This window comes from Chitinophaga sp. HK235, from assembly GCF_018255755.1.
Taxonomy (GTDB): domain Bacteria; phylum Bacteroidota; class Bacteroidia; order Chitinophagales; family Chitinophagaceae; genus Chitinophaga.
The window spans coordinates 6366618-6384393 of the sequence record NZ_CP073766.1 but is presented as its reverse complement, the minus strand read 5'-3'; the positions used below and the strand labels follow the sequence as shown (position 1 = coordinate 6384393).

Genomic DNA, 17776 nt, shown 5'->3' with positions numbered 1-17776 from the left:
ATCATGAAAAACCAAATCTGGGCTTTTTTAGTGGCCATGCCTGCACTTGCACTGCTTTTCAGCGCCTGTAACAAAAACGACTCCGGCGGAAACGGCAACGCCAAACTAACCGTATACCTTACAGACGCTCCAGCCAATTATGATGCTGTAAATATTGATGTCCAGGACGTTCTGGTAAATGCCTCCACCGGAGACAACGGCTGGCAATCCATCCACCTGTTGCGTCCGGGCGTTTACAATCTCCTGAACTTCAGAAATGGCATCGATACTGTACTCGCCTCCAGCGGCCTGCCGGCCGGCAAAATCTCCCAGATAAGACTGGTGCTGGGCAGTAACAACAGCGTAGTGGTCAATGGTACCGCCTATCCGCTGGAAACACCTTCCGCTCAGCAATCCGGCCTCAAACTCAACGTACAGGCTACGCTCACGGCAGACGTGGAATACCGTCTCTGGATTGACTTTGATGCCAACCGCTCTATCGTTACTACCGGCAATGGTAAGTATATCCTCAAACCGGTGATCCGCACCTACACCCAGGCCACCAGTGGCTCCATCAAGGGCATAGTACTCCCGGCCGTCCACATCAATAGCGTATTCGCTATCCAGAACACAGACACGATCGCTACCGCCAAACCAGATCCGCTGACCGGTGCTTTCCTGTTGGCCGGACTGAATGCAGGCGCTTATAACGTTGCCTTCGCAGGTGATGGCCTCGTAAAAGATACGATCGTAACCAGCGTAAACGTAAGCATTGGCCAGGTTACCACTATAGCGCCCATTACACTCAAATAACATTATCAAAATAAAAAGTGAATCGCCCATTGAATAATATCAATGGGCGATTCACTTTTATAAAATCTCCACTCATCAGGAGCATCAAAAAAATCACATACATCACAGTTTCAGGGCTGCATTCAGCTCTTCCATCGTAGATACGCCTTGTTTCCTCCAAACCTCTTTACCATTTTTATACAGGATCAGAGTAGGCAATCCTTTGGCATCGATCGCTTTCATTACATCTGTATCATTGCCGCCATCTACCTTCACGAAGGTGACGTTTTTATTTTTTTGCAGAAACTTAACCAACGTAGGCTCCATCTGCTTGCAGGGAGGGCACCATACTGCACCTACGTCTGTGAGCACAATACCTTTAGCGATACCTTTGTTGTAAGCATCCACGGTCATCTGCGGCTTTTTCTCTGACACCCCTTCCAGCGACAAACCGGCCTGTTTCCATGCGTTGACACCATTTTCCAGTTCCACTACTTTATTAAAACCATTTTCCCGCATCCACTGCGCAGCTTTGCTGCTGCGGCCTCCGCCCAAACAATAGACATAAACCGGCTTCTGTTTATCGAGGTATTTCACCCGCTCATTAAACTCAGCTTTGTTGTTATAGTCTGCCTGCAAAGCATTAGGCAGATGCCCTGTATTGTACTCAGCGGCTGTGCGCACATCAAAAACCTGTACACCAGGCTGACGGATATCTTTTGAAAAAGCAGCCGCATCTTCAATGTTGGACTGCTGTGCCTGTAAGGCACTGCCTGTGCATAATAAAACGGCAGTTACTAAAAAACGGTACATACTGGATTATTTCGGTAAAAAATTAATGAACAATTCTGTCCCCTGCCGCGCACGATGGGAATTGTAGCAGCTGGCCAGGGTCTTAAAATGAAACAGGGGCGCAAACAACTCCCGGTATTCGGCCTCACTTCCTCCAAATGGCGGACCATCATGTGTGAAATTACGGTTAAATAATACCCCTGCCAGATGTCCACCTGGTTTGATCAGTGTATGCATATGTTCCACATAATCCTTCCGCAGGGAAGGGGCCAGCGCACAAAAGAAGGTTTGTTCGAGCACCAGGTCATAGCGGGCATCATGATTAAAAAAATCGCCTTCCACCACTTGTATGCTGGTACCGGCCAAAACAGTACGCAGCTGCTCCACCAATGCCGGGGCGATGTCCAGCACTGTCACGTTGCGAAACCCCTGCTGATGCAGATAAACGGCTTCATAACTATTCCCCGCTCCGGGTATAAGTATCTGAAGATCACGATCTTTCAGCTGATCAATATATGCTTTCAGGGGAGGTGATACCTGCCCCATATCCCAGCCGGTATCGCCGGTCAGGTAACGGTTATTCCAATATTGCGGATCGGTTCTCTCCATCAGTGACTATCTCTTAAAAACACTAATTACAAACATAATTGTTTATTTTTATACTTTATACCAATTGACCCCCGCAAGGGAATATCCTATGCCATGAAATACTTAAGGATTGTAATTCAGCTGCTCTTCAGTGCTATATTATTGCTGTTGATCAACCCAGTTGATGTTTTCTCACAGAATGTAGAGGTACTGCCCAACAAAACTGCTGACTGTCCGCCTTTTACCGTTTTCTTCAATACCAAGCTGGATCCTGGCTATAGCCGGCTGGAATGGGATTTTGGTATAGGCGCCAAAGTGATCGACAACCCTACGCCCTCCCGTATATTTCCCGACCCCGGCGTATACCATGTGACACTCACTGCAGACTATGCCGGCAAAAAAATAGTGAAGACAGTAGATATCACTGTTTACAACAGGCCCATCGTGTCGTTTACGGTAGATAAAGACAACGGCTGCGCCCCATTAACCGTGAACCTTACCGACCAATCCACCCCGGGAGATGGCATCATAGAAAGTATTGTATGGAATTTCGGAGATGGTAGCGCCGACCAGGGCCCTAACGTCACCCATAGTTTCACAGACCCCAACAACTATAACATAATCAGCCTGGTCACCAACAGCAAAGGCTGCAGAACCAGCAGTGAACCTAAAACCATCACTGTCCGGAATGCTCCCGTGCTCTCTTTCGTGGCCGACAAAACCCAGAGCTGTACAGCACCGCTGACCGTCAACTTTCAGAATACTACTGTCAACAATACCGGAGATCCTATGACTTTTGTATGGGATTATGGAGATGGTACTACCGGTACTGATGCTACCCATACCTATACGAAGGAAGGCAATTATACTGTCACACTGATCCCTACCAGCACCAACAGCTGCGCTGCTCCATTGCAGAAAAAGGATTATGTGATCATAAAAAAACTGACACCCGGATTTGTGCTTAATGATGGCTGTGTGGGTCAAATCGCTACTTTGAGCAGTACCACTACTCCCAGGCCGGATTTTATAAGCTGGGTATTACCCGATGGTACTACCTCCACCAGCTTTAATCCGGGCTTTGTTGTGGGTATGCCCGGCGACTACACCGTTAAAATGAAAGCCACTGTTGGCGGCTGTTCCGAGGAAATAACACAAACGGTTCATATCGATGCCCGGCCGATAATCAATCCGGTGGCTTCACCCACCCGATCCTGCTCTGCACCATTTACCACCACCTTTCAGGCACAGTCGCAGAACGCTACTTCATGGCTGTGGGATTTCGGTGATGGTACTACTTCTACAGAAGAAAATCCAACGCATACATATACCAGACTGGGTAGCTTTACAGTCACCCTCACGGCCAAAGGTACGGGCAACTGTACCGAGACAGTCCGCAAATTTGACTATATCCTGATCACCCCGCCGATACTCACAATTACGCCCAGCGGCGGTACTGCCTGTACTCCGCTTACATTACCGTTTAGCGCCAGTATCACCAATGGTGAAACCATTACCGGCTATCTGTGGGATTTTGGCGATGGTACTACTTCCACACAAAGTAACCCTACCCATGTCTTTAACGGACAGGGGATTTTTACCGTTACGTTGCAGGTGACCACCGCCGGCGGCTGTAACCTAAGTGAAAAGGCTGTTTTCCGTACCAGAATACCGCCTGTAGTGGATTTTGATGCCACTCCCCTGAAGTCCTGTCCTATGGAGCCTGTGCAGTTCAACAACCTCTCCACACCCAAAGGACCTGATGTGACTTACAACTGGATCTTTCCACAGGACAATACTTCCAGCACGCAAGAAAATCCTTCTCATGTTTTTAATGAAATAGGGATGCATGATGTGCGGCTGATCGTCAACAACAACGGCTGTATCCGCGAAATCATAAAAACCAAATACATACAGATACTACCACCCAAAGCGAAGTTCACCAACCAGCCCGACTGCGTGGATTTCTATCACCGGAAATTCATCGATCAATCAGACTTCGGTCCTGATCCGGTGCCTAAAAAAGAATGGCTGTGGGAATTTGGTGAAGGTGGCGCTACCTCTACCTTGCAAAACCCAGACTTTACCTACACCACTACCGGTAGTAAAACTGTCAAACTCACTATCGACAATGGTATCTGTAAATCAGTTACCACGATGAACATCAACATCATCGATGAAAAGCCTGTCCTGCTGCCCGATGTACCCTGGATATGCGTAGGTAAATCACTGCATGTAGGCCTGGGCCCTCTCATTGCCGGCAATATCAACTCCTATTCATGGGATTGGGGAGATGGCACCCAACTGTCGTTTCAGGGGTTTGAGATCGATCCTTCCAAAGGGCTGTCTCATACTTATCTCAAATCCGGCACCTACACTATACAACTCGCTATCGTTGACAAAAACGGTTGCAGACGCGTAGCTACTCCGGTAAAAATAGATGTACACGGCGCTGTGGCTGATTTCACTGTTACTGGTAAAAAATGTAAAGATGATCTGCTCTCCTTTACAGATAAATCCACTATCGATGCTGGCAACCAGATCCTCAACTGGAAATGGGATTTTGGTGATGGATCTCCTGCGGAAAATTATACCGCCCAACCCGTCAACACACCTCACAAGTATACTGACTTCAATGCCTATACGGCCATACTGACCACCACAGACAAATACGGATGTATAGTGGCTGCACAACAGTTGGTATACATAGAAACCGTGAAAGCTGATTTCAGGGCGCCAGCTGTTGTCTGCAAAGGCAGCAGTTTCAATTTCATCAATGCTTCTGCCGGGACTATCACCAGTTATGCATGGGACTTCGGCGACAACACAACTGGCACTGATGCTAGCCCCAGCAAATCCTACGCGGCCCCTGGTACTTATACCGTTTCACTGAAGATCACCACTCAGGAAGGATGTACAGACCAGATCACGAAAGACAAAGTTCTTCGTGTACCCGATCCCGTAGCCGACTTCTCTTACCCTCCCAACCTGGAGCTCTGCCCACCGGTAAAAGTATTGTTCACCAATAAATCCAGCGATTTTGTAAAATCACACTGGGACTTCGGTGATAACAGTACTTCTACCAAAAACGATCCCGGTGAACATATCTATGTGAGGGCAAAAACCTTCAACGTAACACTCACGGTATATTCAGAAGGCGACTGCCCCAGCATTAAAACCATCCCGGTGACCATCGAAGGGCCCGACGGATCATTTACCGCCTCACCAGGAAAAGGCTGCGTCCCGCTGCCCGTGACCATCAGCGCCGTAGCCAATAAAACCAGCGATTACCAATGGGACTTTGATGATGGTACCGTACTCACAACCCAGGTGCCGGTAGCTCCCGCCCATACCTATACCCGGCCCGGTATTTATACACCGCGTGTATCGCTGGTGGATGGAAAAGGTTGTTCGGTAAAAGCAGATGGATCCGACCAGATCGTTGTAGACAATATGGTAGCTGATTTTACCATTGACAATACAGCTGCCTGTGGCGGTGGGGTCATTAAGCTCAAAAATACCAGTACTTCCGTCACCAAAGACTTACTGGGACTGAATTACACCAGCAAATGGACTTATTCACCCGGGAATACTTCTTCCAATACTGATGGCTCTTTTACTTATCCACAACCAGGTAACTACAATGTTACCCTGGAGGTAGTCAGTAACTATGGCTGTCCGGACAGTAAAACATTGCCGGTAGTAGTGCCTCCGCAGCCGATGCCTGCTATATCCGCCATCCCTGAGTTGTGTATCAGCGGAAAAGTGCAGCTGCGCGGCACGGAGGCCAACAATCTGCCAGGCACCAAATGGATATGGCTGGTGGGTAACAACCAGCAGTTTGATGTCCCTGCTCCACCGGCTCTGGATATCAGCACCATTGGTATCACGCCGGTAAGGCTCACCATCACTAACGCCGATGGTACCTGCCCCGGTGTTGCCAATACCAATATTGTTGTGCATCCGGCTCCTACCCTCAATCCTACGCCTGCCGCATCTACCATCTGCAAGGGAGCTTCCCTGCAGCTGTACGCCAATACAGATCCGTTGTCCACCGTCAGCTGGACACCCTACAATATTTCAGATCCCACCAGCAAAACACCCATGGTGAAACCCGACAAAGACGCGATATATGTGGTCAATGCATTGAGTGAGTTTGGCTGTAAAAACAAAGCAGAAGTAAGCGTTACAGTAATACAACCTTTCCGGATGTTTACACAGGATGCTGAGATATGCGCCGGCAGAAGCATCCAGCTTCAGTCCGGAGGTGCACAACGATACAAATGGATACCAGCAACAGGCCTTAACCGCGCTGATATTTCCAATCCAGAGGCCAGTCCTGCCACTACCACCACTTATCAGGTGGTGGGCTTTGATGACATAGGTTGTTTCACAGATACCGTACTGGCAAAAGTGACCGTACATCCTACGCCACAAATCAATGCCGGCCCCGATATGGAAGTCGCTACCGGTACAGTGGTGCCCATCCCGGCAGTAGGCAGCAATGATATCACTAAAATTGAATGGACACCCATCACCAACCTCAGCTGCTTCAACTGTCTGACACCGGTGGCCACTCCCAAAGGATCTACTACTTATCATGTAATGGTGATGAACCAATACGGCTGCGTTGCCACCGACGATATCACCATCAAAACAGTATGTAACGGAGGAAATGTATTCGTTCCCAACACCTTCTCTCCTAACGGCGACGGTATGAACGATATCTTCTACATCCGCGGCCGGGGCATGCAAACCATCCGTTCCTTCAGGATTTACAACCGTTGGGGACAGCTGATGTTTGAACGTTTTGGATTTAATGCCGATGATCCCACTTTCGGATGGGATGGGCGGTATAAGGGAGAACTGCTCAACCCGGATGTTTATATCTATTATGCAGAAGTGGTATGTGATAACGGAGAACCGATTCTGATGAAGGGAAATGTGACGCTGATACGATAAACGACTGATTTTTGATACAACTATCTGAAATAACCGGTTCATTCCCAGGCTATTTCGGGTAGTTGTATCAAAAAATCATAAATCAAAAAATTATATATATACTATTTTTCGTTAATTTGTGGTATGTATCCTATGAAATACCTACCGGCTAAGTGTCTCAGAGCGCTATTGCTTCTGATATTCCTGGTGCAGGGCAACGTTTTGCTGGCCCAGCAGGCCGATTTCTCCTATACTGCGGTACCGGCCAATATGTGCAATCCTGTTACACTGACATTTAAAAACAACAGTACTGGCAAACCTACCGCCTATTCCTGGGACTTCGGCGATGGCAGGACTTCGCATGATACGAACCCACAGATCACTTACACCGCCTCTGGCCCTAAGAAGGTTACCCTGGTAGCCACTTATGCCAATGGTTCCAGCACCTATTACCGCACCTTCGAAGTAGGAGCTACCCCACAGGTGTCCTTCAGTGCTGATGTGACCAGCAACTGTAAATCATATACCGCCAATTTCACCGATGCCACTCCCAATGCAGTCACCCGTATCTGGGATTTCGGAGACGGAACACCGTTGGTAACCACCAGCAACGCATTTACCCCGCACGCCTATACGAAAGCCGGTAAATATAACGTCAGCCTCACCGTTATCAACAGCAACGGTTGCCAGGCATCTATCACCAAAACTGCCTATATCACCGTTTCCCTTCCGGAAATATCCATGGACCAGCCTGTGAATGGTTGCGTACCCTATAATGCCACACTGAATGCCACTTCTGTCAATGCCCTCAACGATCCTGTGATGGAATGGAAGTGGGACTTCGGCGATGGTACTTCTCTCATTACAGCTACGGGATCTACCGTACACCCATATCCGCAAACAGGCACCTACAACGTGACTGTTTCCGTGAAAACCAACAGCGGCTGTGAAATCAGCAAAACCTTCAACAAACAGGTGCGTACCGGCAATCCGCCGTCAGAGGTGAGTTTCACCGCCACCCCTTCAGCCGCCTGTGTAGGCGAGCCCGTTAGGCTGCTCGCCAGCGCCAAATACGCCGACAGCTACAGCTGGGACTATGGCGATGGCAATACCGAAGAAGTATTCACCAACGATATACGCCATGCATTTACTGCCAATGGCAACCTCACCGTCAATATGAAAGCCGGCAGCAACGGCTGTTACACCGCAGCACCGCCGGTGACTGTTAATATCACCGGACCTGTTTCCCGCTTCACCATTGCCCGCGACTGCAACGATAAAAGCAAATTTATCTTCACCAACACATCTGTCGGCATCAATCCCAACTCCACCTTTCAGTGGGACTTTGGCGATAATACACCGGTTGTGAACAGTCGCGATGCCATACACACCTATACCACACCCGACAATTATACCGTACGCCTGACTATTGGTGAAAACGGCAATGCTTGCAGCCATAGCAGTTTCCAGACGGTTTATTATTTTAAAGCTGATTTTTCCGCCGGAGTAAGTGCTATCTGCCGTGGCAGCAAAGCCACCTACGAAGTACTCAATGTACCCGTCAACCTCGTGGCCGACTACACGTGGCAGTTTGGCGACGGTTCCGTGTTTACCACCACCGATCAGCGTTTCGTAAAAACATGGACTACTGCCGGCTCCTTCACCGACCAGCTGACCATCCGCTATAAAGATCCGTCCTACTGCAACGATGTTGTCACCAAACCCGCCAATATCAATATACTGGCGCCGCAGGCTGATTTCGGCAACGCTTCCGCTACCTGCGCCGGACAACCGGTTACCTTTATCAATACATCTGTACCTTCTACCAATATCCCCATCGCCACCTGGCAGTGGGACTTAGGCAACGGGAAAGTGTCATCTTCGCAAACACCGGCTGCTACTACCTATTCCGCTTCCGGCGCCTATACGGTAAAACTGGTCATCACCGATGCGCGCAACTGTCAGGACTCCATCAGCAAAGATGTGAATATCAATCCCACACCTTTTGTACGGGCCTCCAGTGCTCAATCTAAAATCTGCGAAGGCAACAATGTTACCTTACATGCCCAGTCAGACGGAAACGTACAGTGGCTCAACGCTGCAGGGCTCAGCTGTGTATACTGCCCCGATCCGGTAGCTTACCCGACCACCAATACCCGCTATTATGTGGAAGCATCCAACATGTATGCGTGTGCGACAAAAGACTCTGTGGATATCGCTGTAGTGCCTAAAGTAAACCTCAGCGTCAGCAAAGATACTTTCGCTTGTTACGGTTCTTCCGTACAACTGAAAGCCAGCGGTGCCACCCTTTACAACTGGACACCTGTTACCGGGCTCACCAACAATACTATCGCCAATCCGGTCACTACACCTTCTGAAGATATCACCTACCAGGTAACCGGCACCAACGACCCGATGTGCCCCATGAGCGCACCACTGTCAGTGAAAGTAGCCGTTAAACCCATCCCCAGCATCAAGGCTGGTAATGACCAGACTGTTATGGCCGGAGATGTTGTAAAACTGATGGCCAGCGGCAGCTCAGACATCGTCAAATGGCAATGGTCACCTACCGATTACCTCGACAATCCCACTTCACCATTCACCAATGCGGCAGTGCGTAAATCCATTACCTACGCCATTACCGGCACTAACCAGTTCGGCTGTACGAAAAGTGATGTATTGAAGATAGACCTGGTATGCAATACCGACCTGATATTTATTCCCAATACTTTCAGTCCTAACGGAGACGGTGTAAATGATGTCTTTTACCTGCGCGGCAAAGGCATCAGCCTGGTGAAATCCTTCCGTATTTTCAACCGCCTCGGGCAGGAAGTTTTTCATAGAGAGAATATTAATGTGGAAGATATCAATGCCGGATGGAATGGTTCATTCAACGGCAAACCACAGGCAGCCGACGTTTATATTTATTTCGTGGAAGCCTACTGTGATGCCAACGAATTTTTCAGGCTGAAAGGCAATGTAACATTACTCAGATAATAACAAGCAGACCATATGAAAATTATATACAAACTATTACTGGCGCTCATTTGTATCAGCTGTTGCACCCGGCTGCATGCACAGGACATACACCTGTCCCAGTTTTATGAAACGCCTATACTTCGTAACCCTGCCCTGATCGGCATTTTCAACGGAGATGTGCGTTTTCAGGCAGTATACCGCAACCAGTGGAACAGTGTTACCATTCCTTACCAGACCGGCACCATGAGTGGTGAAATCAAGTTCCCCGTTGGTAACGGTAACGACTATGTTACCACAGGGCTGCAGCTGACCTATGACCGGGCCGGCACGTCCAAACTACAGTCTACCCAGATATTTCCGGCTGTCAACTACCATAAATCACTGAATGAAGACAAAACCAGCTTTTTATCACTGGGTTTTATGGGCGGTATTGTACAACGTCAGTTTGACCTTACCAACATGACCTTCAACAACCAGTATAACGGTGGTCGTTTTGATCCGGCGGCTCCTACCGGAGAAGAAGGCAAACTGGCCCTCAAAGGCTATACTTATCTGGATGCCGGTGTAGGGCTCAGCTACAACAGTGTAATCGGGGAAGATGTGAACTATTTCCTCGGAGCGGCTTATTACCACTTCAACCGGGCTAAAATCTCCTTTTACAATGACAAAAACATAGAGATGGCTCCCAAACTGTCTATTAATGCCGGTATTACCATCCCGCTGGAGGAGAGGGTAAAGCTGATAGCGCATTATAACCAGCTTCATCAGGGCAGTTATTCAGAATATATCGGTGGAGCGCTGATCGGTTACGGGTTGATGAACGAAGGTTTGGAGTCCACCCGTGCCATCTACGGAGGGTTGTTTTTACGTTGGAATGATGCCATTATCCCGACTGTGAAGATCGATATGGAGAAATTTGAGGTAGCGATGAGTTACGATGCTAATATCTCGCAGTTGAGAACAGCCAGTAAGAGTTTCGGGGGATTTGAAGTGTCATTGGTTTTCAAGGGGTTCCTCAACAGCCGCAACAGTACGCTGGAACGTTTGAACTGCCCGAGATTCTAAATAGCTGAAAATCAGCAATTTAAATTTCAAAAAATAAAGCGTTAAATTTTACATAAAAAAATTGCGTGATTAACAAAATGGCGCATTGTTTGTTATTTTTATGTAGGAAAATGGGACTGTGAGCCTGAATTAACAAACAAAAATTAGGAAATATTTGAAAAAAACTTTATTTTTATAAGACTATGTGGAAAACCTCTACCCTCATTCTTATTACAGTTTTTAGCCTTTTATCTCTCGTTGGCAAGGCTCAAGACAGGACCCTACCGAACAACAATCCGGAGGGGGGTAGGCAAATTGTAAAACTCTATCCCAACCCTGCCACCAACATCATCAATTTTGAAATTCAACAGCATAATAACGACCGCATCTATGATCTTATTGTGTACAATTTTCTGGGGAAAAAAATTGATCAGATAAAAAGCATCAGCAGCAGAACAACTGTAAATCTCGACAACTACTACAATGGTCTTTATATCTTCCAGCTGCGCGACCAGCGTGGCAATCTGGTGGAATCCGGTAAGTTCAATGTAGTAAAATAAAATAGCTTTCAGCTATTGACCATCCCTCATTAACATAAACCCATTAACAAAGAAAGCCTATACCTGAAAGCTACTCCTTTATCCTTCTTAAACGATCTCTACGATCAGGAATTTCAAATAAGTGGTATTCTCAATATTCCTCAAAATGGGGTGATCTTTTGCCTGTGTCTGGAAAGTGACCTGACGCAAGCGTTTTTTCGCGTCCCGCGCTGCCGCATCGATGGTTTGCAGGAAAAGATCCGGTGAAACCAGGTTGGTGCAGGAAGCTGTAACCAGAAAACCGCCCTGGTTGAGCAATTTCATCCCTCTGAGGTTGATTTCCTTATATCCGGTGACTGCCTTCTTAATATTCTCACGGCTTTTGGTAAAAGCAGGCGGGTCCAATATTACCACGTCAAATTTGCGATCATCCCGGGTGTATTGTTTCAGCTGGTCGAAAGCATTCACTGCCTGGAACTTACAGATATCCTGCAGGTTGTTGAGCTCCGCATTACGGCGGGCGGTTTGAACGGCATGTTCGGAGATATCCAGCCCCAACACGCTTTTAGCACCATAATAACCGGCATGACAGGAGAAAGTGCCAGTGTAGCAGAATGCTTCCAGCACGTCGGCATCTTTTACAATACGGTTGATTTCGCGGCGGTTATCCTGCTGGTCAAGGAAATAGCCGGTCTTCTGACCATTTACGATGTCCACATGGAATTTCAGACCGTTTTCATTGATGATGATATTGGTATCAAACGGAGCGCTGAGGAAGCCTTTTTGTTGTTCCATGCCTTCCAGTTCCCTTACCGGCACATCATTGCGTTCGTAGATACCTTTGGGGGAGAAAATCCGGTTGAGCGCGTCTACAATGGCATGTTTCCATTTTTCCATGCCCAGAGCCAGGGTTTGCAGCACCAGATAGTCATTGAACTTATCGATGACGAGGGCGGGCAGATCATCTGCTTCCCCGAAAACCAGGCGGCAGTTTTCCACATAGCCCAGTTTCTGACGGTACTGCCAGCATTTGAGCAGGCGGCGGTAGAAGAACTCCGCGTTGATTTCTTCGCTTTTATCACGAGTCAGCAGACGCACCAGTATCTGGGACTGGGGATTGATGTACCCTCTTCCGAGGAAAGAGCCCTGATGGGTATGTACGTCCACGATATCACCGGGTACTACGTCTCCCTTGATCTCTGACACCTCATTGCCAAACACCCAGGGATGGCCCAGCAATACCCTGTTTTGTATCTGTTTCTTTAAAAAAACCTTGGTCATTTACATTATTTCGAACTGCAAAGGTAACGAGAAGATCTGTCTTTTTGTCCGCTAAACAGGGGTTGGCAAAATAATTGACTAAGCTCTTTTGCAGATAATCATTACAATTATGACAGAAAAAGACCAAGACATGCAGACAAACGGACAGGCTAACAATGCTGGAGACAATGACAATGGCATGCCTGATTTCAATGCTGAAGAAAATATCAGTGAAACACCTCATATGACTAATGCATTAGAAGTAGAAGAGGGAGAAGAACTGATTAAAAAAGAGCAGCAGCTGAATGAAATGCGTGATAAATACCTTCGTCTGCAGGCTGAGTTTGATAACTTCCGTAAGCGGACTGCAAAAGAAAGACTGGAATTATTGCAAACAGCGGGTAAAGAAGTTATCATATCTTTGCTGGATGTGCTGGATGATAGTGAGCGGGCCAACAAACAGCTGGATACTGCCAATGATATCAATGCCGTGAAAGACGGGGTAAATCTGGTATTTAACAAGCTGAAAGCTACGCTGCAGGCCAAAGGATTGAAACCTATGGAAAGTATGCACACCACCTTTGATTCCGATCTGCACGATGCCATCACCGAAATTCCGGCCCCAACTCCGGATTTACAAGGTAAAGTGGTAGACGTATTACAGCAAGGCTATTACCTGAATGACAAATTGATCCGTCATGCTAAGGTAATAGTGGGTAAATAAAGTGACGATGTGGCATAAACTGCAATCGCCTATGCTGAAAGCTGACGTAAAACAATATTTTTTACTGATAAATACCAGTGCCTTGCACCGGTAATAAGTGACTTTTATAATGTCTACCAAAAGAGATTATTACGAAATACTGAGTGTTGCCAAAGGCGCATCCCAGGATGAAATCAAGAAGGCATACCGCAAGGTGGCCATGCAGTTTCACCCTGACCGCAACCCCAACAATAAGGAGGCGGAAGAAAAGTTCAAGGAAGCTGCCGAAGCTTATGAAGTATTGAGCGATGCTGATAAGCGGGCACAATACGACCGCTTTGGACATGCCGGCATGAACGGTAACCGTGGCGGTTTTGGAGGAGGTGGTGGTATGAATATGGACGACATATTCTCCAATTTCGGTGACATTTTCGGCAACGATGATATTTTCGGCAGTTTCTTCGGAGGAGGCGGCCGTAGCAGCGGCGGTGGCCGCCGTGGTCGCGGTACCCGCGGTTCTAACCTGCGTGTCAAGATCCGTCTGACTTACGAAGAAATAGCCAAAGGCGCCAACAAAAAGATCAAGGTAAAGAAATACGTTCCCTGTCAGCATTGCGGTGGCCTGGGCGCTAAAGATAAAAACGCGTTCCAGTCCTGCGGCACATGCGGTGGCTCCGGCCAGGTAAGGAAAGTAACACAGACTTTCCTCGGCCAGATGCAAACTGTTACTACCTGTCCTACCTGTCATGGCGAAGGCCAGATCATCACCAGCAAATGCGGCCACTGTAAAGGAGAAGGACGCATGTATGGCGAAGAAATGGTCAGCATCGACATCCCGGCAGGCGTACAGGAAGGCATGCAGCTCAGCATGAGCGGTAAAGGTAACGCCGGCGAAAGAGGCGGCGCTCCTGGTGACCTCCTCATCCTCATCGAAGAAGAACCACACCCTGAACTGCAGCGCGATGGCCTCAACGTAGCCTACGACCTGCACATCTCCTTCCCCGATGCCGTTTACGGTACCCAGGTAGAAGTACCCACCATCGACGGTAAAGCAAAAATCAAAATACCCGCCGGTACACAAAGTGGGAAAATATTCCGCCTCAAAGGCAAAGGATTCCCCTCTGTCAACTCCTACGAAAAAGGTGACCAGCTCATACAGGTAAACGTATGGACGCCACAACACCTGAGCGCGGACGAAAAAGAAATGCTCGATAAATTACAATCATCCGATAACTTCAAACCCAACCCCGAAAAATCCGAAAAAGGATTCTTCGAAAAGGTAAGAGATATATTTAGCTGATTTTCGATTTTTTGATTTAAGGATTTAAAATGCAGCGGAGATTATAGCGACTATAATTTATAGTTGGGTTGCTATAATCTCCGCTGCATTTTAAATTCCAAAATAAAAAAATCCGAAAATCCGAAAATGATTTGATATGGATTCCAAACTGCAGATGTTCGAGAACCGGCTTACCAAAGTATTCCGGCATATTTCCAAACTGGCCAAACGACAAAACATCACCTGCTACCGGGTGTATGATGATGATATCCCCGAATTCCCCTTCAGCATTGAGATATATGAAGACCATGTATACATCGCGGAATATCATCGCAAACACGGTATGGAAGAAGATGCCCACGAAGCCTGGCTCGACAACTGCCTGGAACTCATCAGCAAAGTACTGAACATCCCACCCGCCAATATCTGGGTAAAACAGCGGCAACGCAAGGAAAACCGCCAGAGCCAGTACGAAAAACTCAGCATCGAAAGCCAGGAAATGACCGTCCACGAAAGCGGACTGAAATTCAAAATCAATCTGTCTGACTACCTCGATACCGGCCTTTTCCTCGACCATCGCATCACCCGGAGCATGGTGCGCGATGAAGTGAAAGACAAAAAAGTACTGAACCTGTTCTGCTACACCGGCTCCTTCTCCGTATATGCCGCTGCCGGCGGCGCGGCAGAAGTCACCTCTGTAGACCTTTCCAAAACATACCTGTCCTGGGCTGAAGACAATATGCGCCTCAACGGCTTCGATCCGTCCAAACATCCTTTTGTACATGCCGATGTGCTGCAATACCTCGATACCCTCAAATTAAACACCTTCGACCTCGTTATCATGGACCCACCCACCTTCTCCAACAGCAAACGGATGAAGGACTTCCTCGATATACAGCGGGACCACGCAGAGCTACTCAACAAGGTACTGCTGGCCACCAAAAAAGACGGTGTAGTATACTTCAGTAATAACTACCGGCGCTTTGTACTGGAAGAAGACAAAATCAACGCATCCTCGATCAAGGATATCACCAATCAAACCCTGCCCTTCGATTTCCAGCAGAAGATGATTCGTAAATGTTACCGACTGATCAAATAAGTGTCAGTACTTCGTTTTACGTACTATTTTCACCAGCTTGAGGAATTCCTGGCGATACCCTTCCCTGTCTTTTCCCAGGGCCTTGCGGGCAATGTCCATCACCATATCGGCATCGCCGCAGCCCCGGTAGGCAGAGTTGCGCAGTATCATACCAAACAAAGCCACAGAGGCTGCAAAGCGGAAATCATCCGACGCCACATCAAAAGAAGAAGAAGCTGTACTGATATCTGTTTTGATGTACTGTAAAACACTGTCCTGCGGATCACGGTAAGAGATTTTTACCCTTGCCAGCAGACTATCTGCCGGCAAGGCTCCTTCCTGTGGCATAATCTCGTAAAGCGCTACCGCACAGTGTCCGCTGCCCACAATACCACCACCATATCTCTCATGAACGGAGGTATCCACATCAAACACCTTGTTTTCATAACCTACAAGCCTATACGATTTTACCACCGCGGGATTAAAGGTCACTTCTGTCTGCACATCCCTGGCGATAGTAAAAAGCGTGCTGCCAAACTCGCGTGCAAAGATTTTGCTCGCCTCCTCCAGATCATCAATATAGGCAAAGTTGCCGTTACCTTTGCTGGACAAGGCCTGCAGCTTGGAGTCCTTATAGTTCTTCATTCCAAAACCCAGACAGGTCAGTAATACGCCGCTTTCTTTCTTTTGTGTGATCAGTTCTTCCATCTCAGCATCGCTGGTGAGGCCTACATTAAAATCGCCATCTGTAGCCAGAATAACGCGGTTGTTGCCATCAGGAACAAACTGCTCGGCCGCTATCTGATAAGCCATTTTAATAGCAGCTTCTCCTGCAGTAGCCCCGCCGGCGCTGAGGTTATCGATCGCATTTAATATTTTCTCTTTCTCCTCGCCGGAAGTGGCTGGCAGTTTGACTCCGGGCTCGCTGGAATAAGTGACGATTGCTACTTTATCGGCCGGGCGCAGGTTATTGACCAGTATACGGAAGGCAGCCTGCAGGAGTGGTAGTTTGTTGGGCGTACCCATAGATCCGGAAACATCGATCAGAAATACCAGATTGCTGGGCGGCAGACTGTCTGTCTGCAAAGCTTTAGCCCTTATTGCTATCTGCAGCAGCTGATGCGACGGTTCCCAGGGACAGGTGGCATAACGGCTGTACAACGCCATGGTTTTACCTTCCGGCGGCAATGGGTAATCGTAATGAAAATAATTGACCATCTCCTCTATCCGCACGGCATCTACCGGCACCGGCTCTTTCAGCCGCAGGAAACGGCGTACATTGCTGTAGGAGGCTCTGTCCACATCCACCGCAAAAACAGATACCGGGCGCACCTTTGCACGGGTAAACCTGTTTTCATAAGTGGTGCCATATGTTTCATTGAAAAAAGCATTTACGCCCATACCTACATTGCCGTAGTTGGGGTTACTGTACTGTCGGACACGTGCACTGGCTTTAGCCAGCGCTATAGCGTCAGGGGCTTTATGTATAGGCGACAATGTTATCAGCAGACGGTCCGTGTTTTTAACCGCGATCTGCAGGGGATGGTAACCTTCCCGGGTAAGCAACAGCTTCGCAACAGTAGCAGGAATCCCCAGTTTAAAAAGGCCGAAAGCATTGGTCAATACTTTCGCCGTATCATTCATAACGCTCACGGTAACACCAGCAAGAGGACGATGGGTAATACTGTCCTCTACCGCTCCCGACACCCATATTGTTTGCGCTTGTATACTTCCACCCCATAACAATAAGAGTAAAAGGAACTTTCGCATATGTTAAGGTAGTAATTTCCTACCAGTTTTTG

General features: G+C 47.9%; 12 protein-coding genes. 8 read left to right on the top strand and 4 right to left on the bottom strand.

Features of this window, described 5'->3' with window-relative positions:
* Positions 1–3: 3 nt before the first annotated feature.
* Positions 4–792: a DUF4382 domain-containing protein gene (locus KD145_RS24270; protein ID WP_212002422.1), complete on the top strand. Its 789-nt coding sequence runs from the start codon at positions 4–6 to the stop codon at positions 790–792.
* Between the two features lie 102 nt (positions 793–894).
* On the opposite strand, the gene KD145_RS24265 is transcribed toward KD145_RS24270, so the two are convergent.
* Both KD145_RS24265 and KD145_RS24260 read right to left on the bottom strand, forming a co-directional pair.
* Positions 895–1584 (bottom strand): rhodanese-like domain-containing protein, encoded by a 690-nt coding sequence (locus tag KD145_RS24265; protein WP_212002421.1) that lies wholly within the window; start codon positions 1582–1584, stop codon positions 895–897.
* 6 nt (positions 1585–1590) lie between these two features.
* The gene (locus KD145_RS24260) at positions 1591–2172 is read right to left on the bottom strand and encodes a methyltransferase domain-containing protein (RefSeq protein WP_212002420.1); all 582 of its coding nucleotides are present in this window, start codon (positions 2170–2172) and stop codon (positions 1591–1593) included.
* Between the two features lie 93 nt (positions 2173–2265).
* On the opposite strand from KD145_RS24260, the gene KD145_RS24255 reads away from it, so the two are divergent.
* The 4 genes from KD145_RS24255 (at position 2266) to KD145_RS24240 (ending at position 11675) form a co-directional block, all read left to right on the top strand.
* Complete coding sequence (locus KD145_RS24255) at positions 2266–7113, top strand: PKD domain-containing protein (RefSeq protein WP_212002419.1); 4848 nt, start codon at positions 2266–2268, stop codon at positions 7111–7113.
* A 132-nt stretch (positions 7114–7245) separates the two neighbouring features.
* The gene (locus KD145_RS24250) at positions 7246–10089 is read left to right on the top strand and encodes a PKD domain-containing protein (RefSeq protein ID WP_212002418.1); all 2844 of its coding nucleotides are present in this window, start codon (positions 7246–7248) and stop codon (positions 10087–10089) included.
* 15 nt (positions 10090–10104) lie between these two features.
* A complete protein-coding gene (locus tag KD145_RS24245; protein WP_212002417.1) occupies positions 10105–11136 on the top strand; it encodes a PorP/SprF family type IX secretion system membrane protein in 1032 nt (343 codons plus the stop codon).
* A 182-nt stretch (positions 11137–11318) separates the two neighbouring features.
* On the top strand, positions 11319–11675 hold the full coding sequence (locus tag KD145_RS24240) for a T9SS type A sorting domain-containing protein (protein ID WP_212002416.1): 357 nt from the start codon (positions 11319–11321) through the stop codon (positions 11673–11675).
* Between the two features lie 87 nt (positions 11676–11762).
* Here KD145_RS24240 and KD145_RS24235 read toward each other — a convergent pair whose 3' ends face one another.
* Complete coding sequence (locus KD145_RS24235; RefSeq protein ID WP_212002415.1) at positions 11763–12935, bottom strand: class I SAM-dependent rRNA methyltransferase; 1173 nt, start codon at positions 12933–12935, stop codon at positions 11763–11765.
* 109 nt (positions 12936–13044) lie between these two features.
* On the opposite strand from KD145_RS24235, the gene KD145_RS24230 reads away from it, so the two are divergent.
* The 3 genes from KD145_RS24230 (at position 13045) to KD145_RS24220 (ending at position 15995) form a co-directional block, all read left to right on the top strand.
* Positions 13045–13638 carry a nucleotide exchange factor GrpE gene (locus KD145_RS24230; RefSeq protein ID WP_249219545.1) on the top strand — a complete coding sequence of 198 codons (594 nt, stop codon included), beginning with the start codon at positions 13045–13047 and terminating at the stop codon, positions 13636–13638.
* Positions 13639–13747: 109 nt separating this feature from the next.
* Positions 13748–14917, top strand: a complete 1170-nt coding sequence (gene dnaJ / locus KD145_RS24225) for a molecular chaperone DnaJ (protein WP_212002414.1) — start codon at positions 13748–13750, stop codon at positions 14915–14917.
* 136 nt (positions 14918–15053) lie between these two features.
* Positions 15054–15995, top strand: a complete 942-nt coding sequence (locus KD145_RS24220; protein ID WP_249219543.1) for a class I SAM-dependent methyltransferase — start codon at positions 15054–15056, stop codon at positions 15993–15995.
* 3 nt (positions 15996–15998) lie between these two features.
* Here the strand turns inward: KD145_RS24220 and KD145_RS24215 are convergent, their stop codons facing one another.
* Entirely contained in the window at positions 15999–17744 is a 1746-nt protein-coding gene (locus KD145_RS24215; RefSeq protein WP_212002412.1) for a von Willebrand factor type A domain-containing protein, read from the bottom strand.
* Between the last annotated feature and the right edge of the window lie 32 nt (positions 17745–17776).